This is a genomic window from Williamsia sp. z71 (genome assembly GCF_059553375.1).
Map to the genome: position 1 here is coordinate 360178 of NZ_JCANWX010000006.1, position 23437 is coordinate 383614.

25 protein-coding genes are annotated in these 23437 nt (G+C 63.8%); 11 read left to right on the forward strand and 14 right to left on the reverse strand.

Annotated elements, in window-relative coordinates; all coding sequences use genetic code 11:
* The first annotated feature begins 82 nt into the window (after positions 1-82).
* A complete protein-coding gene (locus AC51GR_RS16885; protein ID WP_496325781.1) occupies positions 83-721 on the forward strand; it encodes an FMN-dependent NADH-azoreductase in 639 nt (212 codons plus the stop codon).
* A 102-nt stretch (positions 722-823) separates the two neighbouring features.
* Here the strand turns inward: AC51GR_RS16885 and AC51GR_RS16890 are convergent, their stop codons facing one another.
* The 3 genes from AC51GR_RS16890 to AC51GR_RS16900 form a co-directional block, all read right to left on the reverse strand.
* Positions 824-2206: an ABC transporter substrate-binding protein gene (locus tag AC51GR_RS16890; protein ID WP_496325782.1), complete on the reverse strand. Its 1383-nt coding sequence runs from the start codon at positions 2204-2206 to the stop codon at positions 824-826.
* A gap of 131 nt (positions 2207-2337) precedes the next feature.
* Positions 2338-2484 carry a hypothetical protein gene (locus AC51GR_RS16895; RefSeq protein ID WP_496325783.1) on the reverse strand — a complete coding sequence of 49 codons (147 nt, stop codon included), beginning with the start codon at positions 2482-2484 and terminating at the stop codon, positions 2338-2340.
* A gap of 330 nt (positions 2485-2814) precedes the next feature.
* On the reverse strand, positions 2815-3519 hold the full coding sequence (locus tag AC51GR_RS16900; RefSeq protein WP_496325784.1) for a TetR/AcrR family transcriptional regulator: 705 nt from the start codon (positions 3517-3519) through the stop codon (positions 2815-2817).
* 120 nt (positions 3520-3639) lie between these two features.
* On the opposite strand from AC51GR_RS16900, the gene AC51GR_RS16905 reads away from it, so the two are divergent.
* The 3 genes from AC51GR_RS16905 to AC51GR_RS16915 are packed head-to-tail and all read left to right on the forward strand — an operon-like array spanning position 3640 to position 7349.
* The gene (locus AC51GR_RS16905; protein ID WP_496325785.1) at positions 3640-4956 is read left to right on the forward strand and encodes a hypothetical protein; all 1317 of its coding nucleotides are present in this window, start codon (positions 3640-3642) and stop codon (positions 4954-4956) included.
* On the forward strand, positions 4953-6371 hold the full coding sequence (locus tag AC51GR_RS16910; protein WP_496325786.1) for an acyl-CoA reductase: 1419 nt from the start codon (positions 4953-4955) through the stop codon (positions 6369-6371). The genes AC51GR_RS16905 and AC51GR_RS16910 overlap by 4 nt, the downstream gene beginning before the upstream one ends.
* A gap of 60 nt (positions 6372-6431) precedes the next feature.
* Positions 6432-7349: an SDR family NAD(P)-dependent oxidoreductase gene (locus AC51GR_RS16915; protein WP_496325787.1), complete on the forward strand. Its 918-nt coding sequence runs from the start codon at positions 6432-6434 to the stop codon at positions 7347-7349.
* A gap of 27 nt (positions 7350-7376) precedes the next feature.
* Here the strand turns inward: AC51GR_RS16915 and AC51GR_RS16920 are convergent, their stop codons facing one another.
* The gene (locus tag AC51GR_RS16920; RefSeq protein ID WP_496325788.1) at positions 7377-8891 is read right to left on the reverse strand and encodes an ATP-dependent DNA ligase; all 1515 of its coding nucleotides are present in this window, start codon (positions 8889-8891) and stop codon (positions 7377-7379) included.
* Positions 8892-8937: 46 nt separating this feature from the next.
* Positions 8938-9873: a sterol desaturase family protein gene (locus tag AC51GR_RS16925; protein ID WP_496325789.1), complete on the reverse strand. Its 936-nt coding sequence runs from the start codon at positions 9871-9873 to the stop codon at positions 8938-8940.
* A 126-nt stretch (positions 9874-9999) separates the two neighbouring features.
* Here AC51GR_RS16925 and AC51GR_RS16930 point away from each other — a divergent pair, with 126 nt between their 5' ends.
* Together AC51GR_RS16930 and AC51GR_RS16935 are read left to right on the forward strand one after the other, a co-directional pair.
* Positions 10000-10815: an HAD family hydrolase gene (locus tag AC51GR_RS16930; protein ID WP_496325790.1), complete on the forward strand. Its 816-nt coding sequence runs from the start codon at positions 10000-10002 to the stop codon at positions 10813-10815.
* 80 nt (positions 10816-10895) lie between these two features.
* On the forward strand, positions 10896-11780 hold the full coding sequence (locus AC51GR_RS16935; RefSeq protein WP_496325791.1) for an AraC family transcriptional regulator: 885 nt from the start codon (positions 10896-10898) through the stop codon (positions 11778-11780).
* Here the strand turns inward: AC51GR_RS16935 and AC51GR_RS16940 are convergent.
* The 3 genes from AC51GR_RS16940 to AC51GR_RS16950 form a co-directional block, all read right to left on the reverse strand.
* A complete protein-coding gene (locus tag AC51GR_RS16940) occupies positions 11773-13314 on the reverse strand; it encodes a PH domain-containing protein (RefSeq protein ID WP_496325792.1) in 1542 nt (513 codons plus the stop codon). The two genes, AC51GR_RS16935 and AC51GR_RS16940, sit on opposite strands and share 8 nt — an antisense overlap.
* The gene (locus AC51GR_RS16945) at positions 13311-13799 is read right to left on the reverse strand and encodes a PH domain-containing protein (RefSeq protein ID WP_496325793.1); all 489 of its coding nucleotides are present in this window, start codon (positions 13797-13799) and stop codon (positions 13311-13313) included. The genes AC51GR_RS16940 and AC51GR_RS16945 overlap by 4 nt, the downstream gene beginning before the upstream one ends.
* A gap of 82 nt (positions 13800-13881) precedes the next feature.
* Positions 13882-15429 (reverse strand): carboxylesterase/lipase family protein, encoded by a 1548-nt coding sequence (locus AC51GR_RS16950; protein ID WP_496325794.1) that lies wholly within the window; start codon positions 15427-15429, stop codon positions 13882-13884.
* 120 nt (positions 15430-15549) lie between these two features.
* Between AC51GR_RS16950 and nhaA the strand changes: the two genes are divergently transcribed.
* Positions 15550-16956, forward strand: a complete 1407-nt coding sequence (gene nhaA / locus AC51GR_RS16955; protein ID WP_496325795.1) for a Na+/H+ antiporter NhaA — start codon at positions 15550-15552, stop codon at positions 16954-16956.
* A 5-nt stretch (positions 16957-16961) separates the two neighbouring features.
* Here the strand turns inward: nhaA and AC51GR_RS16960 are convergent, their stop codons facing one another.
* On the reverse strand, positions 16962-17456 hold the full coding sequence (locus AC51GR_RS16960) for a DsbA family protein (RefSeq protein WP_496325796.1): 495 nt from the start codon (positions 17454-17456) through the stop codon (positions 16962-16964).
* Between the two features lie 104 nt (positions 17457-17560).
* Between AC51GR_RS16960 and AC51GR_RS16965 the strand changes: the two genes are divergently transcribed.
* Positions 17561-18220: an SRPBCC family protein gene (locus AC51GR_RS16965; RefSeq protein WP_496325797.1), complete on the forward strand. Its 660-nt coding sequence runs from the start codon at positions 17561-17563 to the stop codon at positions 18218-18220.
* On the opposite strand, the gene AC51GR_RS16970 is transcribed toward AC51GR_RS16965, so the two are convergent.
* Complete coding sequence (locus tag AC51GR_RS16970) at positions 18217-19203, reverse strand: LLM class F420-dependent oxidoreductase (RefSeq protein ID WP_496325798.1); 987 nt, start codon at positions 19201-19203, stop codon at positions 18217-18219. The two genes, AC51GR_RS16965 and AC51GR_RS16970, sit on opposite strands and share 4 nt — an antisense overlap.
* An 82-nt stretch (positions 19204-19285) precedes the next feature.
* On the opposite strand from AC51GR_RS16970, the gene AC51GR_RS16975 reads away from it, so the two are divergent.
* The gene (locus AC51GR_RS16975; RefSeq protein WP_496325799.1) at positions 19286-19693 is read left to right on the forward strand and encodes an NTP pyrophosphohydrolase; all 408 of its coding nucleotides are present in this window, start codon (positions 19286-19288) and stop codon (positions 19691-19693) included.
* 144 nt (positions 19694-19837) lie between these two features.
* Positions 19838-20755: a phosphotransferase family protein gene (locus AC51GR_RS16980; protein ID WP_496325800.1), complete on the forward strand. Its 918-nt coding sequence runs from the start codon at positions 19838-19840 to the stop codon at positions 20753-20755.
* A 4-nt stretch (positions 20756-20759) separates the two neighbouring features.
* Here the strand turns inward: AC51GR_RS16980 and AC51GR_RS16985 are convergent, their stop codons facing one another.
* From AC51GR_RS16985 to AC51GR_RS16995, 3 genes are all read right to left on the reverse strand, one after another.
* Positions 20760-21233: an SRPBCC family protein gene (locus AC51GR_RS16985; RefSeq protein WP_496325801.1), complete on the reverse strand. Its 474-nt coding sequence runs from the start codon at positions 21231-21233 to the stop codon at positions 20760-20762.
* Complete coding sequence (locus AC51GR_RS16990; protein ID WP_496325802.1) at positions 21230-21625, reverse strand: ArsR/SmtB family transcription factor; 396 nt, start codon at positions 21623-21625, stop codon at positions 21230-21232. The genes AC51GR_RS16985 and AC51GR_RS16990 overlap by 4 nt, the downstream gene beginning before the upstream one ends.
* Before the next feature lie 78 nt (positions 21626-21703).
* The gene (locus tag AC51GR_RS16995) at positions 21704-22054 is read right to left on the reverse strand and encodes a cupin domain-containing protein (protein ID WP_496325803.1); all 351 of its coding nucleotides are present in this window, start codon (positions 22052-22054) and stop codon (positions 21704-21706) included.
* Positions 22055-22265: 211 nt separating this feature from the next.
* On the opposite strand from AC51GR_RS16995, the gene AC51GR_RS17000 reads away from it, so the two are divergent.
* Positions 22266-23021 carry a hypothetical protein gene (locus tag AC51GR_RS17000; RefSeq protein WP_496325804.1) on the forward strand — a complete coding sequence of 252 codons (756 nt, stop codon included), beginning with the start codon at positions 22266-22268 and terminating at the stop codon, positions 23019-23021.
* Between the two features lie 5 nt (positions 23022-23026).
* Here AC51GR_RS17000 and AC51GR_RS17005 read toward each other — a convergent pair whose 3' ends face one another.
* Positions 23027-23224: a hypothetical protein gene (locus AC51GR_RS17005; protein WP_496325805.1), complete on the reverse strand. Its 198-nt coding sequence runs from the start codon at positions 23222-23224 to the stop codon at positions 23027-23029.
* Between the last annotated feature and the right edge of the window lie 213 nt (positions 23225-23437).

The window sequence follows — 23437 nt, forward strand, 5'->3', positions numbered from 1 at the left end:
CAAACCACCTGTGGGACAACGCCTTGCGCGTGTCGGACACGCGGTCCGATCCGTTACCCGAGCGCTGGTGCAGAATGATCAGATGCCAACGTTGCTGCACATCGATTCGTCCGCCAATCCGAAGACGTCGGTCTCCCGCGAGCTGACCGGACTCTTTGCCACCACGTGGCTCGGACGCGGAGAAGAACGGACGGTCACGTACCGAGATCTGCATGCACAGCCGGTGCCGCACATTTCCGATGCCGGATTGCATTACGCCCCGCGACTCCGGGTTGATATCGAGGATGTCGCGCCGGAAGCAGAAGCGCTGCAGGCTGAACTGATCGCGGAGATATCCGCCGCGGATGCGGTGGTCATCGGCGCACCGATGTACAACTGGTCGATTCCCTCGACGCTCAAGGCCTGGGTCGACCACATCCACGTTCTTGGGACCACCGCGCCGTACGACACTGCCGATCAGCCATTCGCCGGGATTCCCGTGGTGGTCATCTCATCACGTGGCCTGACATACGGACCCGGGTCGAACGACGAAGGTCTTGACCACACCGTTCCCCCGCTCATGCAGGTCCTCGGTGTGGCTCTGGGTATGAAAGTCGAGGTGGTGACGTCGGATCTCACTCTCGTCGGACGGATCCCGGCTCTGGATCCGTTCACCGAACAGGCCACCACCTCTGCGGCCGCCGCCCGTGACAGAGTTGTCGAGATCGCACAACAGATTTGAGTGGCGGCCAGCCATAAATCGCCTACGGAGCCGGCGCAGCAACCTCATGACGGGCGTTCGTCACCGGGCAGGACTTTTGGTGTCGCTACCCGGTGACGGCTCCTACTTGATGTCGGCCATGGTTTTGCCGACATCAGCGAGTGTCATCGCCTTGCCGTAGTCATTCTGATACTTGAAGGCCGGAATGTTACAGCGATACGGACCATTGTCAGGTTTGAAGTCCGCGGCCATCCAGCCGTCCGGCGTCACCTGCTCGACGTTGAAACAGGGTGACGGCGCAGCGCCCGGCGTCAGATCGATCGGCGCGGTGAGGCCACCACCCGTCCACGCCGTTTCTTTGACGGCTGCCTCATAGGTACAGGTACGCGTCAGATCATCCCCACAGCTTGCCGCCGACTTGGCGAACAGCAGCCACGAAGAGAATGCTTTAATCGATGGCAACGTCAATTCTGCGTCGGGCGCATAGCGGTTGTAGAGGTCATGGATCTGCTGCATCGCCGGCACCTCGTCTGCACTCTCCAACGGCGCAACTCCGCCGAGTTCCACTACATTATTCTGTTCGCCGGCCGACGTACCCAATGCCTCGATGAACGAATCGTTGTACGCATTGTTACCCGGGTTGATCCAATCCAACTTGTAATCCATGTCGGTAAGCGAACTTTCGAGCTTTGCCAACTGCTCGGGCACCCCATAGAAGAACAGACCCTTCACGCCCTTGTTCTTGATGGCTTGGGCATAGGGCGTCCAGTCGGCAATCCCTGTCGGAGGATATGAATCGCGATAGATGATGGTGCCCCCGGCTGCCGTGAGAGCTTCCTCCGACTGGTCACCCGTCGTTTTCACAACCGGAGAATCCCCACTGATGATCCCGATCGCGCCGGCAGATTCAGGGTAGGCATCTTGAATGAGCCACTGGCCCATGCCGTAGAACGGGTCATACCCGGCGACCCGACTCGGCGAAGCGCTGACCTCCAGGTCCGACCCTACAGACTGTGGTTGAGCCACCTGAGCCGGGAAGCTGGGCAACCCGCACGCAAGACGTTCCTTGACGCCCAGCCCATCGAAGGCATGACCTCCGCCGACCAGGGCGAAGTCCTCACGGCAAGCCGTCACCATTTGCTGACGCACTTGCAACAAATTCGAATCGCGGGTGGTCGCGACGATTTTGCGCCCATTGATTCCACCCTGTTCATTGCACCAGGACGTGAAAACCTTTGCTGCATCCGGGAATTCGGAGACCTTTGTGAAACCGATGTCCGATGCCACACCGACATGAATCTCGGTCTCGGTAACTCCCTGCGCAGGAGAACCTTTCGGTGATCCCGTGTCACAGATCTCACCCAGGTCACCGAATACGGCCGTCGAGGTCCCTCCGGATGCGGACGTACCACCGGCGTCGTTCTTTTCACCACCATCACGGCTACTACAGCCGACGACGATCAGCGCAACGGCCACCAATGCGATGCCCGAAAGGTGTGATTTCAACTTGCTCCTCCTGTGTCGAAATAGCACATTTGCAAGGATGTGCCACTGAATCTGTAACCCAACCGCGGAGTTCCTGCGCCGCGCCGCCAGTGGATCAGCCAGAACGTGCGGCGTTTACCGTCGCCGCCCGCTCACGGAATAGGTGTGAAGTCGAAGTGCAACACGGCCAGACCGCGCACGATGTAGGTCGGCTCGCAGGAGGACTGGCGGACCTCGGCCCCTTCTTCGAGGCCGGTCACCGTCATCGCGTCATGACCCGACGCGTGCCGAACGGACATTTCGACCGCAAATGGTCGTAGTAGGGGTATGGGCCATCGACGATCCAAGTGTCGGTGAAGTAGTTGATCGAATCGAAGTCGCTCATGAAACTCCTGGGATCATTGGGTTCGCCTGATGGAACATTCCCCAGCAGTCGAGTGCGCTGCGACGCCGGTCGATCGCATCACGAAGAAGGCTCCGCCCCTCCTGACCTGCACATATGGTGCGAGGTGTGACGAGCATAACTCCGAGTATCGACTATGTACACGAAACCGGATATTTAAAGTTTTAGGTAACCATCAGCCGGCACCACCGGCCCGCCATGCGTGGCGACCAGCCCTGACCAGTGATCAGCGAGGCAGCATTCCATACAGAAACAGCGTGACCGCGTGCTGAAGGCGCAGTTCCTCTTCCTCAGGTGAGCGGAAAACCCCGAAGTCGGCAAGCCGACCGGGGAGGACCACAACGATGGCAAGAAACTGCTCCGCCGCCAGTTCGACATCACCGATCACGAGGCCTTCTCGATCGCGGTGAAGACGCAGCGCGTCGGCGACTGCTTGATGCTGCGCCGACCAAGCCATGGATTCCGGCTTGACATCGAACTCCGGAAACCGTGACCTCTCGTACATGGCCAACCGCATGAGCTGCGTGGTCTTCGGGTCCACGGCGCGGGCGATCGCCGCGCGACCGATCGCGATGAGCGACGCAGCGACGTCGTCACCCTCGGGTTCGCGGACCACGTCCTGCTCGTCAAGACGCGAAAGCGCCCAGGGAATCACCGTCACAAAGAGCTCATGCTTGTCCGCATAGCGGGCATAGAGCGTTCGCTTGGTTATCCCCGCAGCTCGCGCGATCGCTTCCATCGTGGTGCCGTCGTACCCGTGCTCCAGAAAGGTCGCAACTGCCGCCTCGCGCAACTGCCGGTCCAGCTCCTTGGCCTCGGCATGGGTCGGCCGTCCTCGACGTGTTGTCATCGGTCCCAAAATAGCGCGGTTGCGACTTCGACGTGCATCGACACGTCGGTGTCCGAATTGGCCCGAGACCTGATTTTCCAAATAAGTATACGGCTCTGGTGCCAATACGGTTAAGTGCAGTCCACCAGCAATCCATGACCAAAGGGGAATCAGATGGCCACACCTCTCGATACGGGGTCAGCCCTGACGAGGTTGACGAGCATGGTGGATGTTGAGGAATGCTACGACGTTCCCGCACCCGAGTTGCTGCCACTCCAGTTGGAGGCAGCGAACGACTTGTTTCAGGATCGACTCGGACGAATCCGATTGCTGCAGAACCGTGCCGACGAGGCAGGCATCACCGAGGTGAAGACGCGGGAAGACCTTGTTCCTCTTTTGTTCGCACACACCGCATACAAGAGTTATCCCGAAGGCTGGCTTGTCGAACAGAAGTGGGACAGGCTCGGAAGATGGCTCGAGACAATCTCTACCAATCCGGTGAAAAATGTTGATCTGGAGGATGTTTCCGATATCGACGAGTGGCTCGGTAGGTTGGAACAAGCCGGGCATTTTCTGTGCTGTTCCAGTGGAACCACCGGTAAGTCGGCGATGATGAACTCCTCAAAAGCGGATCTCGATTGGAACAGGCGTGAGGCGATTCGCTCGTTCGCCTGGGGTTCGGGATCGACGCCGGGCGACGGCCGCAAGCTGTATGGCCTGGCTCCGACGGCGACAGCGCCGCGCAATCTCACGATCCGCGATGCGCTCATCGAGGGGTTCACGTCCCCGGACTCCGAGCCCTTCCTATATCCGGTCCCGCCGATCACGATCGGCCAGATCACCAGCATGGTGACCTTGCGCAAAGCCATGGCAGACGGCAACGCACGGCCCGCGGACATGGCCAGGTTCGAGGCGACGTCCGCCGCGCGTCAGCAGATCATGGAACAGGCGTTGACCATCTCTGCCGAAGCCCTCGTGGCCGGCCGCAACGAGAAGATGCTCCTATCCGGGATGTTTGCCTCCCTCTATCCGATCGCGGTGGCAGTACGCGAAATGGGATTCTGTGGCAGCGACTTTCACCCGGAGAACACCATCTACATCGGCGGCGGGCTAAAGGGTGCGAACCTGCCGCCCGACTACTTCGAGTACATCGTGGAGACGTTCAACCTGGCGCCTGAGCGCGTGTTCCAGATGTATGGCATGCAAGAGATCAACGCTGCCATGCCACGTTGCCAAGCCAAGCGCTATCACGTCCCGCCGTGGTTGATGCTGCTACTCCTCGATGAGACGGGTGAAAACCTCCTTCCCCCGTCCACCGGGGAAATCGAAGGGCGCGCAGCGTTTTTCGACCTGTCCCTCGACGGCCGCTGGAACGGGGTCATCTCAGGCGACAAAATCGTCGCAGACTACAACCCCTGCGCCTGCGGGAACCGCAGCCCCTCCATCCGAGACAACATCGGCCGATACTCCGATCTGCCCGGCGGCGACAAGATCAGCTGCTCGGGCACCACCGACGCCTATGTTCGGGGGATCTCATGAGTGTCGACCTCAATGCGGCGCCGACCGACCGCGAACCCGCTGTTGCCGCACCCTTTTTCGTTCGCGGAAAACTCGTCACCGACACCACGGTCCGGCACCGGTCACGGGATCTCGGCGTCGACTTCACGACGCCCGAAATCGATTTGGACGAACTGATCCAGCCGCGTTCGGAGCTTCCACCCCTGCTCGACGTCAAGGTCGACGACATCATCGACTTTCTGGTCGAGACCGGCGAACAGCTTGCACTGGACCGGAACCCGTATATGCAAGAGGCACTCGAACGGGTCGTGGAGACCAATCCACTGCCGCGTCGCGTCGTCGAAAACCTCTACCGAGGCGCACCGTACCTCCTCGAGCGGGGCATGCTCACCTCGATGATCGAGTCGAACTTCGCGAACCCCGCCGCCCTCGATGGCTGGGTGTCCCGGACCGACATCAACGGCAACTCCGGTGCGATCCGCGCATTCCCACCGCGCATGGTCCACATGCTGGCAGGCAATTCTCCGGCGGGCTGCGTCTCCTCGATTGCCCAGGGCGCGTTGGTCAAGGCGGTCAACCTCTTCAAGATGCCGTCAAGCGATCCGTTCACCACCGTCGCCGTACTACGCACCATGGCCGGCATCGATCCCGACCATCCGGTCGTCCGTTCCATGTCGGCCATCTACTGGCGCGGCGGCGACGAGACCATCGAACGAACCCTGTACCGCCCCCAGTACTTCGACAAAATCGCAGCATGGGGCGGCGGACCGGCCATCGACAACGTCATCCGCTACCTCGGACCAGGTCTGCAACTGGTCTCGTTCGACCCCAAGACGTCGATCTCCATGCTCGGCAGAGAAGCTTTCGCCGACCAGGCGACCATCGAAGCGGTGGCCGAACAAACCGCGGAAGACGCCACACTGTTCAACCAGGAAGCCTGCCTCGCGAGCCGATTCGTCTATGCCGAAGGCGACCGCACAGGCATCGAACAATATTGTGAAGCACTCGTCGAACGCCTCGGTGTCGACCGCGAGACCGCCTCCGCCACCGCGCCACCGATCCCCTCCGAAATGCGGGAAGAGATCGAGATGCTCCAGATGATGGGGGGCGAGTACAAGGTGTGGGGCACGTTTGACGGAGCCGGCATGGTCGTACTCTCCGATGAACGAGTCTCCTTTCACCCCAGCGGCAAGACCGTCAATGTTGTCCACGTCGAATCACTCGATGCCGCAGTGCCGTTCGTCAATGTCGCGACCCAGACGATTGGCATATACCCGTATGAACGCAAAACCGCGCTTCGCGACCGCCTCGCGTGCGCCGGCGCTCAACGCGTCGTCCGTCTCGGATCTGCGGCCAAACATGTCCTCGGAAGCCCCCACGACGCCATGTACTCGCTCCAGCGCTTCGTCCACTGGATGTCCGACGAAGACGCATGACTGTTGGATACAGCGGTCGCCGGGCTACCCCCTACAGACAGATCCGAAGGTACGTATCCGATGAGTAATCGATGGACCGCGACCGATGTGCCTGACCAAAGCGGCCGCGTCGCGATCATCACCGGCGGTAGCGGCGGCCTGGGGTACCGGACTGCACTCGTGCTCGCCGGCAACGGAGCACACGTGGTCCTCGCCGTACGTGATACGACCAGAGGTGAACAGGCGTCCGAGCGGATTCTCACGACTTATCCCCACGCGAAAGTCTCTGTCCAGGAACTGGATCTGGCATCACAGCGATCAGTCGCAGACGCCGCCGCTGCGCTCGGCTCCATGTACCCCCGGATCGACCTGTTGATCAACAATGCCGGGGTGATGTTCGGTCCCAAGACCGTCACCGAAGACGGTTACGAACTGCAATTCGCCACCAATCACCTCGGACATTTCGCACTGACCGGACTACTCCTGGACCATCTACTCACTGTCAAGGGATCACGCGTCGTGACGGTCAGCAGTCTGGGCCACAAAGTGCGGGCCGACGTCAACTTCGGCGACCTGAACTCCGAACACACTTACTCCGCTGCCGCAGCCTACGCACAGTCAAAATTGGCCAACCTCATGTTCACCTACGAACTCGACAAGCGCCTCGCGGCCGCGGCCACCCCCACCATCGCCGTCGCGGCACACCCTGGCGGTGCGAATACCGATTTGACCAGACACACCCCGGCGAAGCTCCGCTGGATTCAGGACCTGGCCGCGAAGTTTCTCTTCCAGTCCGCAGAGATGGGGGCGTTACCGATTCTGCGCGCCTCGACCGACCCCGACGCCCGGGGAGCCCATTACTACGGCCCCAGTGGCTTCATGGAGCAACGCGGACATCCCGTGCTGGTCACGTCCAGCGCGAAGTCTCATCAGGTAGATGTCCAGCAACGGCTATGGTCGGTTTCGGAGGAGTTGACCGGGGTCGCCTTTCCGATCTGACACACCCCATGCTCCGAACACTGCCGGTCATCCGCCGGCCAACAACGAGCGGACCGCATCGATCGAATCGGCTTGCGCCGCAGTCTTGTCCGGTCGGTAGCGGAGTACGCGGGCGAACCTGAGCGCCACACCACCCGGGTAACGCGAGCTGACCTGCACACCATCGAGCTCGATCTCGACGACCAGCGTCGGTGTCAGATAGACCGCCTGGCCGTCGCGATCGCGTTCGTGTTTCGGGAATTCCTCTGTCTGCCACCGCAGCAACTCGTCGGTCAATCCCTTGAACGTCTTGCCGACCATGATCGGGTCACCTCCGTCGGGATCCCTGGCGCCCAGATGCAGGTTCGACAGGAAGCCCGTGCGGCGGCCGTAACCCCACTCGGCACCGAGCACCACCAGGTCCAACGTGTGTTCCGGCTTGACCTTCTGCCAGGTCTTGCCGCGTCGCCCGGCCGCGTACACCGAATCGAGGGACTTGATCATGATGCCCTCGTGGCCGGCAGCGAGGGCGGCGTCGAGGTGCATCTCGGTCGCCGCGAGGTCTGGGGCCACCAACGACGGGATGCGGTGCGCGGACGCGACACGATCGAGCGCATCCAGTCGATCCGACAGCGGCTCGTCGAGCAGGTCGACACCGTCGAGATGGAGGCAGTCGAAAAAGTACGGGTGCAGTAGGAGTTCACGTTTGGACGTGGCACCGAAGCGGCTCATCGTCTCCTGGAACGGACGTGGCCGACCCGAGTCGTTCAACGCCAGTGTTTCACCGTCGAGAACCACCGATTCACAGGGCAATTCACGAATCAGCTCGACCAGCTCAGGCACCCGATCGGTGATGTCATTGAGCGTGCGGGTGTAGATGGCGACCTCATCGCCTTTTCGATGCACTTGGATCCGGGCGCCGTCGAGCTTGTATTCCACACTCACCGCGCCGCCGAGCGCGGCGTGGGCATCGGCAAGCGAGGTGGCCGGAGACGCCAGCATGGGCCGCACCGGACGCCCCACGCTCAACGCGAACTCTCCCAACGCCTGCGCCCCACCACTGATCGCGGCGGCAGCTGTCACCGCCAGGTCCCCGGACAGCATGAAGGCACGCCGGACCACGTCGACCGACAGGCCGGCCGCGACCGCGATCGCGTCGGTCATCACGCCTTCACCGGCGCCCTGCCTCATATCGCCGGTGAGCAGACGGATGAGGAACGTCTGTTCGTCATCGGTGGCCGCCGACATCAACCGCGTGAGGAGTTCTTTGCGCCGGGCCACCGACCCTGCGCCGGAGGTCTGGGCCAGGTCGGTCAAGAGCTCGTCCACCTCGGAGACGGTCCACCCCGAATCCGGCACGGGCTCGGTCCGTGCACCGGCCAGGGTCCGCCATCCGATACCCAGACGTCCCTGCGGTACTTCTCCCGACAACCACGACACGACAATCGGGACATCGTCGGGCGCGCACGCGCTGATCAGCGCAGCAAGTGCGGCGGACTTGGACTTCCGCGACCGGGTGCCGGCCACCGCCGCACTCGTGGACACAACCTCTGCGAGCAACACACACCCACGGTAACGATCAGCACCGACACCTCGGTGGCTTGGTTGCTCAGCCCGCAGACACGACCTCGTCGACAGCCGACTTTCGTGGCTGCCATCCCGGCGGCCCGAAGATGAATCCGAGTTTGTCCTGCCACCGGGCGGCCCGGCGGACGTCGGCGGCGATCGCGACATACTCGCGCGTTTCCAGACGCCAGATGTTGTAGGTGTCCACCGGCTTGGTCAGCCCGTAGTGCGGACGATGCAACTCTTTCTGGAAGGTCCCGAACATCCGATCCCAGATGATCAGGATGCCGCCGTAGTTCTTGTCGAGGTACTCCTGATCGCGGCCGTGGTGGACGCGGTGGTGCGACGGGGTGTTGAAGATGAACTCGACCGGACGCCCCAGGTGCCCGATGCGTTCGGTGTGAATCCAGAACTGGTACACCAAACTCACCGAGAACGCGAAGAAGACCATCCACGGCGGCACACCCAAGAGCGGCAACGGCAACCACATGACGATCTCGCCGCTGTTGTTCCACTTCTGCCGCAGGGCCGTCGAGAGGTTGTAGTACTCGCTGGAGTGGTGGGCCTGATGCGTGGCCCAGATCAGCCGAATCCGGTGGGCACATCGGTGATAGGTGTAATAGAGCAGGTCGACGCCGACCAGCGCGATGACCCATGTGTACCACCGGTCTGCCGGCAGCTGCCACGGCGCCACATATGCGAACAGCGCGGCGTAGACGACAAGCGCCAGCGCCTTCCACAGCGCAGTGGTGACGATGGAGACCACCCCCATCGAGATACTCGCTCGGGCGTCGGCCTTCAGGTATGCGCCGGGACCCGGTCGCCCGGCCGCGCCTGGATCAGCTGCCTCCCGGTGCTCGAGGATGCGGGCTGCCGCGATCTCGAGCAGCAGGAAAAGAATGAAAAACGGAATCGCCAGGGCCACCGGGTCACGCAACGGCTCAGGTAATGCCGTCAACACCGGCACAGCGGTGTCCATACTGTTCCCCTTCTCAGCTGGTCAACCCTAGATGCACATATCGACGTTACACTGTGATCCAGGATGTAACCCATGATCGGTACGTGAGCGTACAGGATCACCACGGCATGTTGGCATCATGTACGAGTGAGCATTCGCCTGGTGGCAACCGACCTCGATGGAACCCTTCTCGACTCCGACCGCGCGGTGAGCGCGCGAACAGCCGCGGCGATGGCCGCGGCTGCCGAGGCCGGCATCATCGTGGTGTGGGCGACTGCTCGGGCCCAGCACTCGGTCCAGACATTGGCGGCCTCCTGCGGCTTTCGCGGATTCGCGGTGGCGGCCAACGGCGCAGTCCTCCTCGACCTCGCCGACGGCACACCGAAAGTCATTGACGTACAACCATTACCGGCGCACATTGCGCACGACACGATGTCCCGGGTTCGCACTCTGGTCCCCGGAACGGTTTTCGCTTCGGTCGGGCCCACTAGGTTTGTCGCCGATCCCGACTACGCGGCGCTGTGTGAGTTCACCGATCATCACCGGGACCCGGCGACGATGGAGCTGTCGGATTCGTCTGCGCTCGACACCGAACCGATCGTGAAGATCGTAGCCCGGCATCCCGAGGTGACCAGTGAGCACCTGTTCCGTGCGGTCGCCGCGGCAGGCATACCCCAGGTGACTCCCACCCATTCCGGCGCCCCGTATCTGGAGATGGCGGCCGACGGTGTCTCCAAGGCCACCGGACTGTCGAGACTGTGCACGCAGTGGGGTATCGATCCGTCCGAAGTCGCCGCCTGCGGCGACGCGATCAACGATCTGCCCATGCTGCGCTGGGCCGGGCTGGCACTGTGTCCGGCCAACGCCGCCCCCGACACTCTCGCGGTTGCCGACACGATCTTGCCGAGCAACGACGACGACGGTGTCGCGGTCTACCTGGAATCTCTCGTCGCCGGCCGCTGACACAGGTTCCCGATCGACCCGACAGATCCGGGCACCGATTGTCGGGCGGACGGGCTCCCTGAGCCCCTAGCGTGACTCCCATGGAACGCTGGAATCGCGCAATGGACGCCATCGAGGAACATCTCGAGGGTGCCATCGACGTGTCCGAACTGGCTCGCCTGGCACTGACCTCCGAGCATCACTTTCGACGGGTCTTCTCCGCACTCTCCGGAATGTCCTTGTCTGATTACATCCGACGTCGTCGACTCACGGTTGCCGCCCCAGCGGTCGTCGGTGGCGACGAGTCCATCATCGACATCGCCGTGAGGTACGGCTACACGTCCGCCGATGCGTTCACCCGGGCCTTCAAACGGATGCACGGTGTGGGACCCGCCGAAGCGAGACAACCCGGTACCCGCCTGCGTTCCCAACCGCGACTGACATTTCACCTCACCATCGAAGGACGGACAGATATGCAATACCGCCTTGTCCAGAAGGACTCGTTCCGGATCGTCGGACGCAAACGCCGCATTCCCTTGGTGTACTCCGGACCCAACCCGGCGATCATCGAGTTCGAACGCAGCATCCCAGACTCGCTCGATGCGGCCCTCACCGAACTCTGCGACCAGGATCCACTCGGAATCATCTCCGTTTGCACAGACTTCGACGAGACGCGTGCAGAGGGAACCGAACTCGACTACTACCACGCGATTGTCACGAGTCGCCCCGCCCCAGAAGGCCTCGACAACCTCGACGTCGCGGCCGGACTCTGGGTCGTTTTCGAATCCTCCGGCCCGCTCCCCGAATCCCTCCAGCAACTGTGGTCCGCCGCTTATTCGGAGTGGTTCCCTGCCAACCCGTTCCAGCTCATTGATGGACCTGAAATGGTTCGGGTCCAACTCTCCGACGACAAGCCGACCGGCACCGGGGAACTGTGGCTACCCATCGAACCTGCCCGCGACCACAGCCCGGCCGCGCTCAGCTGACGAACACGCGTCCACCGAGCGCGACCGCAAGATCCGTCGCGGTCGCCAGATCGACATCGACGACGTGATAGGCCTTCTCACCCGAGGCGGTGGTCGCGATGACCGATGCCAGACCGACCCGTCGTTGAAAGATCGTCTGGCACACCGCGACGCCGCTGACACCGCGCAATTGCACCGCGTCGAATCGCCGAAAGAAGTACCCGCGGCGGCTGAACAGGTAGCCGTCCTCGATCCGATGGCCCAGACCGGAAAAGTTGCCGATCGCCGCCGGATAGAGCGCTGCCGCGGCGACCACCGGAATCACGAACAGCCCAGGCGGCCATGACCACAGGTGGACGGCCACCGACAGTGCCGCCGCGACGACAACCACGGGTCCGAGGTAGCGGAACATGATCCGCCGCCGAGCCGCCGGCGGATGCCCGTGAAGCCAGTGGTTCCCGAATCTCTCATCACTGAGCACCTGCTGCGACAACAGGGTGTTGGCCAACATGATCGGAACGTCGCGGGTGGTGGTCGGTACCAGCACCCCAGATTTCGTGTTCTGCTGGTCCGCGCTGACGCCCGTCAGGATCGGAACGAGCCGAGCCCCTCCCAGGACCCGCGTCGTCAGCGGATCGGACACCGTCACACCACGCAGCCTGGACTGGTCGACGGTGAACGACCGCGTCGTCAACAGCCCGCGGGTGGCCACGAAACGTCCGTGCTCTTCATGCACCAGCGTGTAGTTCCACCACGCCTCCACAAAGAGGGCTGCGGCACCGACGACACCGATCAGCACAAAGACCCCGACCGTGGTCGACAACCACTGCGTGAACGACACCTGCTCGAGGTATTCCGAAAAGTACCAGCCCACAACGGTGTCGGGACTACGACCCACAACCTGTAGACCCTGGTACGCAAACCCGAAGATCGCCGCCGGGGCAACCAGCGACCACACCCCGACGATGGCGTAGACCATCCACAGCCACCGCAACCGCAGGACCACCGGCCCGGGATCAACCGTCGACGTGTCGGTGCCGGGTGACGCGGAGTCAGGTGTCCCGGCGCGCTGCATGCCGGCGGCGGCCAGCAGGTCGGCGCGCAGCGCTGCCGCGACGCGGGCGCTCACCGCATCCAGCCGCAACGCCGAATTGCCCGCGGTGACCTGCTCCCCCGTTCCGATGGTCACGATCGCGAGCGAGAGCAGTCGCAGCACGGGTTTGGCGATGATGTCCACGGTCCGGACCCGGTGCAGCGGGATCCGTTGGGTACGGCGGACGAACAGCCCGGAGGTGATCTGTAATTCGGTGGCGGTCAGCCGATATCGAAATCGCAGGTACTGCAAGATGTAGAAGCTCGGCACCAACACCGCCATTGCGGTCAGGACGATCAGAGTGCCGGCGACCGACGGATCACGCTGTCCCAGGAACACCCACCCGAACACCACCGGGGCGATGAGAATGACCATCCTGATCAGCGCCGCGCCGATCATCCCCCGGTCGAGGCGCTGCCACCCCTGCTCTGCCGTGATCTCTTGAGCCGGAACCTCACTCACGTCGCGTCTCCGAGAGTTCCCTCCGTGGCCACGGTCAGCTCGGCCACCAGGTCGTCGGCGACGTCCTTGTCGAGACCCTGAATGACGATGTCGCCGTGCGCAGATGCCGTTGTCACCGAGACCTGCGCCAAACCCAGCAACTGGTGCAGCGGATTGCGTTTGGCCTCCACCGATTGGATCCGCGACAGTGGCGCGACCTTCCACTCCCGGGAGAGCCATCCCGTCTTCGCGTAGACCGCTGTGCTCGTCGCCTCCCACCGGTGGACCCGGTACCGCAAGATCGGCATCGTCACCGACCAGCACAGCAGCACCGTCCCGACAACGGCCGAGGCGATCAGGAAGCCGGGCCGTACCGCGGTCCAGATGATCGCCGGCAGGAGCAGAGCGATCACGCTCACGAGCAACCAGAGACCACATTCGATCAGCCAGTACCACCGGGCCCGCGGATCGATGCGATGTCGTGGTGCCCGTGGCGCGCGATCCATGTCGCACAGCATATTCGTTGTGGACCTGAGGAGATTTCAGGCCGCGCCACGAAACGTCAGACAATCGCGAAGGCCCATCCTGCTAACGGAAATTCAGGACATCGTCCCCCCAGGCCTGACGCAGCGCCTTGTCCAGGTCGTCGACGACCTCGTCCTTCCGATCGATCACGAGCGTCGCGCGTCTCCCGGATTCGTAGGGTGGCCACTCCGGATCTCCGGGCATGCCTTCCGGAGTTCCGGCGACGGCGAACGACACCCAACGCTTCAACATGCGGGCGCTCAACTCCTTACCCACCTTCATCCCACCGAGTTTGAAGGTGATGTCCTTGGTGCCGATCACCAGGTTTCCCCACATGTACGGCAACTCGGTGGCGTGCGTGGCACCGACCCGAAGCACCCGCAACATCGGTGTGGCCCAGTCGAATCGGTAGAGATAAACCGGAGCCACCGCGCTGTGCGCGTCGGCCAGCCACAGCGTCGGCATCCGAAACCCGATATCCCGCGCCACGGCGAGACCGGCGGCCTTGAGTTTCATACCGGTATAGGCCGAGCCGATCTCGGCTTCGGACGGCAGGGCCAACCCTGGCTGCTCACTGGCGATCTCGGCGAACATCGCACGGATCGCGTCCGGGGTGACCGGCATCAACGGCGATTTCATCCACCTGAACAGGGACGCTTCATCTTTGTTGGTGCCGATGATCAGCGGCACGGGATGAGACCGTCCGGCCCGGTAGGCCTGCAACGGGTAGTCCGGCAGGAGGTCACGATCGACCGTCGGCGCAAACGCCAACGTGCCCGGGGTTCCGGCCGGTACATCGTTGAACAATGCCAGACCGGCGGCGACGACCCGGTTCACCGCGAGACCCTCCAGAGCCGCGGCATCACCCGCCTCGACCCCCACGTTCTCCAAGAACATCCCCGCGATCCGCGCCGCGCGGGCACTGTCGTACACCGATGTCGCCGGGGCACTCTGAGCGATCGCCCGGGCGAACAGGCCACGCGCCGACGGGATGGTCAACAACGTGGTCACCAGCGAACCACCGGCCGATTCACCGAACAGCGTCACCCGATCGGGATCACCACCGAATTCCGCGATGTTGTCGCGGACCCATTCCAGGGCCAGGATGATGTCGCGCAGAGCCAGATTCGAGTCGAACGTCCGCTCGTCGGTGCTGTAGGACGACAGATCGAGAAACCCCAGCGCACCGAGGCGGTAGTTCACCGTCACCAGCACCACATCGCCGCCCGCAACCAGGGCACGTCCGTCGTAGAGCGGCTGGCTGGACGACCCGAAGACGTACGCGCCTCCGTGCAGCCAGACCATCACCGGACGCCGGTCGTTGCGGTCGACGGTCGACGCCGACCAGACATTGAGACTCAGGCAGTCCTCGTCCTGGCTGACGTCCGGACCGAGTCGGATCACCGGGTTGCTCGGTTGTGGTGCCACCGCGCCGAACACCGTCGCGTCGGCAACATCGGTCCACGGCTCCGGAGGCACGGGCGCTCGCCACCGCAGGCGCCCAACCGGCGGTGCGGCGTAACGGATCCCACGCCACGAGGTGGTGGTTCCGTCATCGAGTCCCCGAACCGGACCATTCGTGGTCGTCACCACGGTGTGATCTTCAGTCATCTCAGGTGTCTCCCGCTCGGCGCCACAGTGCGCGCTCTGGTCACGTCAGATGATCCACAGTAGGTGTTTCCCTGGAGCCATGGCCGGTACAAGCCGGGCCTTTGGCGCACAATAACCAGCATGCCCAGCGACAACCATGGGACAGCGGCGCTGCCCGTCGGCCCGGGTCCGACCACGCGGCTGCGGTCGGCGAGGCGGCCGACCTCCCCCCGCACACTGCAATTTCTGTCCAAGGAGTCGGGTAGCGCGGGTCTGCTGCTCGCCGCCACCGTCCTCGCACTGGTGTGGGCGAACCTGCCCGGGGACAGCTACTTCACGTTCTGGCACACCGAAGTGGTGCTGCAGGTGGGCAGCTGGTCCACCGAACTGGATCTGCAGCACATCATCAACGACGCGGCGATGGCGATCTTCTTCCTGGTTGTCGGACTGGAGATCAGCCGGGAGGTGACCGTCGGCGATCTGCGTGATCGCAGCACCGTCATCATCCCGGTGCTCGGTGCGCTCGGCGGGTTGTTCCTCCCCGCACTGATCTATCTGGCCTTCCAGCCGACCGGTCCGGCGGCGGCCGGCTGGGGTATCCCCATCTCCACGGACACCGCGTTCCTACTCGGGATCCTGGCCTTGTTCGGTCCGCGTTGCCCCGACCAGATCCGGCTTTTCCTGCTCACTCTCGCCATCGTCGACGACATCGGTGCGATCACCGTGCTGGCGGCGTTCTATACCGATGACATCTCGCTCCCGGCCCTGGCCGTGGTCATCGTGGCGGTTGCCGCGCTGGCCGTGATGCGGTGGGCCGGGGTCTGGATGTTGCGCCCGTACATCCTGGTCGGACTCGTGTTGTGGGCTGCCGTCTACGAGTCGGGCCTCCATCCCACGTTGGCCGGGGTCATCCTCGGGATCTTGATCCCGACGGCTGCGGTCGAACCCGAACAGCAGGTGCGCGTCCGGATCTATGGCCGACTGGCGTTGCAGCGGACCGATGCCCGACGAGCCAGACTGGCCGCGACCGCCCTGCGGGCGACGGTCCCGGCCAATGAACGGCTGCAAGATGCCCTGCACCCGGTGAGCGCACTGGTGGTGGTGCCCCTGTTCGGTCTGGCGAACGCCGGGGTCCTGCTCAACGCGGACGCACTGTCGGCGGCGGCCTCCTCGTCGGTGACCATCGGCATCATCGTGGCACTGGTGGTGGGCAACGGCGTGGGCATCTCGGTTGCCGCGGGCATCGCACTCAAACTCGGCTGGGGCCGCCTACCCGGGCAGGTACGGTACGGGCATCTGATCGGCGGTGCCGCGCTGGCCGGCATCGGATTCACCATCTCGCTGTTCATCACCGACCTCGCGTTCACCGATCCGGTGCTCCGGCAGGACGCCAAGATCGGGGTCCTGGCCGGCTCCGCCATCGCCGCGATCCTCGGGTCGGTCCTGCTCCGCTATCTCGGTGAGCGACTTCCGCTGTGCAGTGTCGACGACGTCGACAACCCGCCGGGTCTCCCGGACGGACCATGGCTCGACCCCACGGGGCGCTGAAGCGATCAGTGGCCGGCGGCGGCTGCTCGCAGGGCGTCGAGTTCGAAGGGTCCCTCGTATCGGACCCCGTTGATGAACAATGCCGGGGTCGCACGCACCCCTTCGTCGATCCCCAGCGTGTAGTCGGCCGAGACGCCCGCCTTGTACTGCTGCGCCTGCAGACCGGTCACCGCACCGGCGACACCGGCGCGCGCGGCGTACTCGGCCAGACTGTCGTCATCGAGATGGTCTTGGTGGCTGTAGAGCTGCTCATGCATCTCCCAGAACCGGCCGCCGGAGGCCTCCGCGGCAAGCGCCGCCGTCAGGGCGAAAGGATGTACCTCGAACACCGGAAAATGCCGGAACACCAGGCAGATCCGGCCACCGGACTCGTCGACCAGCTGCTTGAGGACCGGGGCCAGCATCTTGCAGCCGGGGCACTGGAAGTCGCCGTATTCGACGATGCGAACAGAAGCGCCGGCATCTCCGTATAGATGCCGGTCGGGGTGGAAGTCGCTCACCGCAACATTCTCACAAAGAAACTCCGTGTCCGACCACCTTTGTGGCCGGACCGGACCACAACGGAGAATGAACACACCCCGCACCGACCCTCCAGGAGCAGACAATGACCGACCCGGACCTCGCCACCACCGCGCAGGGACAGATCGACGCCGTGAGCAGGACCGTCACCGTCACCGACAACGGATCGGTGGTCAGGACGGTGGCGTCGTTGCAGCAGTACTACCCCACCTCGATCGATGAGCTGTGGGATGCCTGCACCGACCCCGAGCGTCTGGTGCGGTGGTTCGCACCGGTCAAGGGCGATCTCCGCCTCGGCGGTACCTATCAGATCGAGGGCAACGCCGGCGGCACCATCAAGAGCTGCGAGGCACCGCGCGGCTTCACCGTCAGCTGGGAGTTCGGCGGCGAGGTCAGCGAACTGTCCGTCCGCGTCGAGTCGGACGGCGCAGCGCGCTCGCGACTCGTCCTCGAGCACACCGCGGACGTCGAGCCGCTGCGGTGGCAGGCCTTCGGCCCCGGCGCCGTCGGTATCGGGTGGGACCTGGGCCTGCTCGGCCTGGCGCACCATCTCGCCAACAGCGGCGCGGCGCCGGCTCAGGACACCGCCTGGGCACAGACCGAGCAGGCCCAGACCTTCCTGTCCGACAGCAGCCGGCGTTGGGCCGATGCCTCGATTGCGTCGGGAACCCCGGAGGAACTCGCTCGGGCCGCTGAGATGCGTACCACCGCCTTCTATCTCGGCACCGGAACGCCCGACGCCTAGCGGAGCGCGGGAAGGACTTCTTTCTCGAAGAGTTCGATGCCCGACAGATCATAAGCGGCTTCCGGGAAGTAGCAGATGCCGTAAGACAGGCCCTGATCTTTGAGTGCGCCGAGCTTGTCGATGATCTGGTCGGGCGTCCCGACGCCCGGCATGCCGCGGAATGCACCCAACGAGGCCTCGGCCTTTTCGGGGCCGACGTACGGGGTCAGACGCTCGACCAGGGTGTCCAGTCGTTGCTGCACCTCGGCCTCGGTGCTGCCGATCGCGATGTTGTAGTTGGCCGAACGCACGATGGCATCGAAGTCGGTACCGACGTTGTCGCAGTGCTCACGAAGGATCGCCGATTTGTGCGCAAAACCTTCTGGTGTGCCATCGAAGTTCGTGTACTGCGCATACTTTGCGGCGATCTTCAGCGTGACCTTCTCGCCGCCGCCGGCGATCCACAACGGAATACCGCCGTCCTGCAACGGAAGTGGGCGGCAGATGGCCCCGTCGACCTGATAGTGCTTGCCGTCGAGTGTCGCCGATCCGGTCGTCCAGGCCTGTTTCATGATCTGCACGCCCTCGTCCAGCCGACCGAGACGTTCTCCGGCAGAGGGGAATCCGTAACCATATGCACGCCATTCGTGTTCGTACCAGCCGCCGCCGATTCCCATCTCCACCCGCCCACCGGAGATGAGGTCGGTGGTGGCCGCCACCTTCGCCAGATATGCCGGGTTGCGGTAGCTCATCGCTGTACACATCTGACCGAGCCGGACCCGCGAGGTCGATGCCGCCAGTGCCGCCATCAGAGTCCACGCTTCGTGCGTGGCCTCCTCGGTGGGCGCCGGAACTGTGTGGAAGTGGTCATAGACCCATAACGAATCCCATTCGCCCTGGTCGGCACGGAGCGCGAGGTCACGCATCACCGTCCACTGCTGTGCGGGGTCGATACCGACCAGATCCAAACGCCAACCCTGGGGAACGAACATTCCGAATCGCATCCCTTGATCCTAGCCAGGCAACACTGAACCGCCAGGCAACGAAAACTGGTCCGGGTGCCAAACGTGCGCTCACAATGGGCGGATGCCGCAGAATCAATCAGTCCCACAACCGCGCCCGGTCATCGTGGTCGATGCGGCCAACGTGGTGGGGTCCAAACCCGACGGATGGTGGCGTGACCGAAAAGCGGCGACCGAGCGACTGCGCGACGGCCTGGCAGACCTTGCCGATAATGGGGTCTCCGAACCTGGATTCACCGGAGCCGACCACCCACAGGTCATCCTCGTCGTCGAGGGACAGGCCCGCGGGGTCGATTCCTCACCGACCGTGGAGGTGGTGAACGCCCCGGGATCCGGCGACGATCAGATCGTCGCGCTCGTCGCCACCAACTCGGATCGACCCTGCGCCGTGGTCACCGCCGACCGGGAACTGCGCACGCGGGTGACCGCGCTCGGTGCGCAGGTCCTGGGCCCACGCAGCGTCCGAGACTGAACACCGCGGTGACCGGCTGCCTTTTGGTGCAGCAATCGGTGCCCGGACGGCTGACTGTGAACGATTCGTGAGAGCCCGGACCAGGGCGTTGACTTGCCATACCGATCGCGCGAAGCCGGTCGTCCACACCGCCGAGGAGGACAGATGAGCGCTACATTTGAGTGGGTGTCCTCCAAAACCACATCGGTGGAAGAGATCGGGTCGCTGGTCGGCAAGCTGTGTTCCGAACACCGCTTGTGGGGCCCCGATGCCCGGTATCGGATCTTGTCCCGGGGGGACGAAAATCTGGTGATCGATGTCGCCGACGAGTTCATCGTTCGCGTCAATGTGCAGCCCACACCACACCGAGCCGTTGCCGTGGCAACCGAGAGCAGACTGCTCGCACGTCTGGGGCCCGAACTGGACGTCGCCGTCCCCGATTTCCTCGTCACCGATGAAGTCGCCGGAGTGGTCGTCTACCGAAAGCTGCCGGGACAGCCGTACCTGCTTTCGACACGACGCTCGTACAGTCAGCTCGGTTCGCCTGCCTTGACCGACCGGCTGGGGACCGTTCTGCGCACCCTGCACCGACTGTCCGATGACGTCGATCTGCCACACGATGACCATCCGCTCGAGCTGTGGCTTGTGGAGACGAGATCCATCGCGAACCGGATCGACCCCCACCTCCCTGCGGACCAGCGTCCACAGATCCGGCGTTTCCTGGCCACACCGCCACCGGCGAACCCGGCCTATCGGACCTTGTGCCACAACGACTTGGGTGCCGAACACCTTCTCGTCGACCCGGCTTCAGGGGTGTTGTCGGGAATCATCGACTGGACCGACGCCGCTCTCACCGATCCGGCCCGGGACATCGCGCTGATCTATCGGGACCTCGGACCCGGCGCGGCCAAGGCAGTCGCCCGCATCGCCGGGATCGGCGAGCGCAGTCTTCTCGAACGCGCCGCATTTCTGGCCAGGTGCAAGTGGATCGAGGACTACGCCCACGGCATCGACGAACCCGGCCGGTCACTCTATCTGGACAACGCGCACAGGACATTTCGGCACACGTTTGTCACCGAGTGAGCCGTCAAACCCCGCGCTCGACCAGTTCGGAGAGCTGGCGCGTGACGGTCCCCCACCCATCGTGAAACCCCATCGAGTCGTGCATCTGTCGGTCCGCGCCGTCCTTGTGCATCGCGGTGGCCACATACTCCGTGCCGTCGGGATGATCGGCGAACGTGATGACAGCGGTGATGAAGGGTTCGGGCGCCGGCCGCCAGCCGGCGACCAGCGCGGTGGTGAAGACGATGCGTTCCCGATCGTCGACCGCGAGAAAGCAGCCGGTAATGTGCGGCGTGAAGTCGATCCCGTCCTCGCTCATCTCGGTTTCGAACGCGCCACCCGGGCGCAGATCCATGTGCGCGACCCGGCACGTCGCCGGCGCGGGCAGCCACCATTGGGCGAACTTCGCGGGGTCGGTCCAGGCCGACCACACGGCGTCTCGCGGTGCCTTGATGATTCGGGACACGGTGAGGTCGAGGGCAGAATCGGTGGTGATCATGATGCGGTCTCCTCGTTTTCAGGGGAATTCTGGTCGGGGGAAGTACCTGCTTGATCGGGTTGGTCACTCTGGTCGGACAGGACGAATTGTTCGAGTCGGTCAGTGCGGCCCTCCCAGAGTGCGCGCTGCTCCGCCAGCCAGCTCTCGGCGACCGTGAACTGCTCCTTCTCGATTGCGCAGGTCCTGACCCGTCCGACTTTCTGCGTACGAATCCACCCAGTGCTCTCGAGCAGGCGGATGTGTTTCATGAATGACGGCAGCGCCATGTCGAACGGCTGGGCCAGCTCCGTGATGCCGGCCGGCCCCTGGCCCAGTCGCCCCAGCACCGCTCGACGGGTCGGGTCGGCGAGGGCCTGAAATACGCCGTTCAAATCCTTCTGATACTGAGCCATAAGGCAAACTATCAACACATGGACAGTTAGCGCAAGGGCTAAGTATACCGGGCTCGAAGGACCGGCCGTCCGGTTCGATCAGCGACGAGAGGGTTCACCGGTACCGGTGACCGTTGTCAGGATGAAGACGGAGTCTTCGATCGCGGTGAGGCTATGCCGGTGATGCGGAAGCCCACGAAGTTCGCCCGCACCGATCACGACGTCCCCTGCCCCACTCGACACCCTGATCGAGCCGCGAAGTACCAGCAGACTGGCAGCGGGCGGCGAATTGTGTTCTCCGAGTTCAGAACCAGCGATCATTGCGACGACGCTCTGCCTCAGCGGGCCATCGTGAACCAGGATGTCGGCGCTCCGTCCGTGCGCATCGTCGCGGGCCAGATCCAGGCGTTTGGCGGAGAGCACTTCCAGGGTCGAATCTGTGTCGTCCATACTCGAACCTCTTTCAGGTCGTGGCGGCGGAGCCTCAGGCAAACACGCTATCCGACCCCGAGCGTTACGCGATCCGATCGACGGAGGCAAAGTCGGCAAAGGCTCCTCCGACTCGTCCGTATGCGAACGAACAGTGGGTGACGGTGCGACGACGAGCGTAGATTCCAGTGCACACCGCCATCCGCCGACGACTCACCTGGGGGGTCGACCAATGCGCCCGACTGTTCGTGCATTCACCGGCCTGACAGCCTCGGTCACGGCTGTCGTCGCCCTCATCTTCGGCGCCACGTCGGCCGACAACCCCCGATCCGCCGGTGCGGTGTCACACGGCGTGCGGCCGGCGGCAGTGATCACCGGCGAGATACCGGCCGCGGTGATTCGCAATCAATCTCTGTATTGCAGTCTCATCTGCCCGTACCTCATCGCGGGTGTGACCACCGTACCGATCGCTGCTGCCAGGTCACCCGGAGTCTTTGCCGCAGCATATGAGACCACCGAATCGGTTCCGAGTTCCACTGGCGTTGCGGCACATTCGGTCACCGAACCGGCACATGCGGCGATGACGGGAATCATCGTCAACGACCTGACCCTGGTACTGCCCCGCGCGCAGAACGCGCTCACGGTCGCCGTCGTCGAAGCGATGAAAACCGCGGACGGGCAGGACATCGACACCGGACGCGCGCGGGTACTCGAGGCGCTCGATCGACCGGTCACACCGAACCCGCCATCGACGGCCATCGTCACCACAGAGCAACAGGCCGCCGCGGTCGACGGCATCAACACGGCGTCGGCAGTACTGTTCGGTGCACCCGAACTGCTGCTCCTCGGGACGACCGAGACCGCGAACGCGGCCGCCGACGTGCTGGCGACGACCGGGGACGTCGACGCCGCCGCGGCAACCGGTCGAGCGCACGCCGCCTTCTGGGTCGACCAGGCCGCCGGCGTGATCGACCAGGCGACCGACTGAGTCCGTCACGAGATGTTCAGCCGCCGTCCGATCGACGGAACACCGTGGGTGCCAACCACACACAGCAGGTACCAGCCGGCCCACACACTCCAGCCGTCGACGCGATGTCCGAAGACGGTCAGACCCCAGCCGACGGTGATCTGACCGGAACTGGGCCCGTTCGAATCGTCGACGGCCCGCGCCGTCCCCGCCGCCGATATCACCGACCGCGACCCCACCGTCCTGGTTGATGGACGAGAACCACCCGGGTACGGGTACTGCAGCTCCGGCCATGACGAGCACCCTCGACAGCAATACACGGGCTTTCCGAGTTCAGTCGGGTGTGATGCACATCATGTCGTTCAGCCGAATGGCACGGCTGTGCGGGAATTGATCGGACCACGCTCATGTTAATTGAGTCGAATGCACTCAACTCT

What these genes read in the sequence shown, in the direction of transcription:
- AC51GR_RS16925 (WP_496325789.1), bottom strand. Translation starts at nt 9,873, where the DNA reads ATGGACACCGCTGTGCCGGTGTTGACGGCATTACCTGAGCCGTTGCGT.
- AC51GR_RS16945 (WP_496325793.1), bottom strand. Translation starts at nt 13,799, where the DNA reads ATGGATCGCGCGCCACGGGCACCACGACATCGCATCGATCCGCGGGCC.
- AC51GR_RS16975 (WP_496325799.1), top strand. Translation starts at nt 19,286, where the DNA reads ATGCCGCAGAATCAATCAGTCCCACAACCGCGCCCGGTCATCGTGGTC.
- AC51GR_RS16980 (WP_496325800.1), top strand. Translation starts at nt 19,838, where the DNA reads ATGAGCGCTACATTTGAGTGGGTGTCCTCCAAAACCACATCGGTGGAA.
- AC51GR_RS16885 (WP_496325781.1), top strand. Translation starts at nt 83, where the DNA reads ATGCCAACGTTGCTGCACATCGATTCGTCCGCCAATCCGAAGACGTCG.
- AC51GR_RS16990 (WP_496325802.1), bottom strand. Translation starts at nt 21,625, where the DNA reads ATGGCTCAGTATCAGAAGGATTTGAACGGCGTATTTCAGGCCCTCGCC.
- AC51GR_RS16965 (WP_496325797.1), top strand. Translation starts at nt 17,561, where the DNA reads ATGACCGACCCGGACCTCGCCACCACCGCGCAGGGACAGATCGACGCC.
- AC51GR_RS16985 (WP_496325801.1), bottom strand. Translation starts at nt 21,233, where the DNA reads ATGATCACCACCGATTCTGCCCTCGACCTCACCGTGTCCCGAATCATC.
- AC51GR_RS16905 (WP_496325785.1), top strand. Translation starts at nt 3,640, where the DNA reads ATGGTGGATGTTGAGGAATGCTACGACGTTCCCGCACCCGAGTTGCTG.
- AC51GR_RS16970 (WP_496325798.1), bottom strand. Translation starts at nt 19,203, where the DNA reads ATGCGATTCGGAATGTTCGTTCCCCAGGGTTGGCGTTTGGATCTGGTC.
- AC51GR_RS16935 (WP_496325791.1), top strand. Translation starts at nt 10,896, where the DNA reads ATGGAACGCTGGAATCGCGCAATGGACGCCATCGAGGAACATCTCGAG.
- AC51GR_RS17000 (WP_496325804.1), top strand. Translation starts at nt 22,266, where the DNA reads ATGCGCCCGACTGTTCGTGCATTCACCGGCCTGACAGCCTCGGTCACG.
- AC51GR_RS16895 (WP_496325783.1), bottom strand. Translation starts at nt 2,484, where the DNA reads ATGTCCGTTCGGCACGCGTCGGGTCATGACGCGATGACGGTGACCGGC.
- AC51GR_RS16950 (WP_496325794.1), bottom strand. Translation starts at nt 15,429, where the DNA reads ATGACTGAAGATCACACCGTGGTGACGACCACGAATGGTCCGGTTCGG.
- AC51GR_RS16910 (WP_496325786.1), top strand. Translation starts at nt 4,953, where the DNA reads ATGAGTGTCGACCTCAATGCGGCGCCGACCGACCGCGAACCCGCTGTT.
- nhaA (WP_496325795.1), top strand. Translation starts at nt 15,550, where the DNA reads ATGCCCAGCGACAACCATGGGACAGCGGCGCTGCCCGTCGGCCCGGGT.
- AC51GR_RS16995 (WP_496325803.1), bottom strand. Translation starts at nt 22,054, where the DNA reads ATGGACGACACAGATTCGACCCTGGAAGTGCTCTCCGCCAAACGCCTG.
- AC51GR_RS16915 (WP_496325787.1), top strand. Translation starts at nt 6,432, where the DNA reads ATGAGTAATCGATGGACCGCGACCGATGTGCCTGACCAAAGCGGCCGC.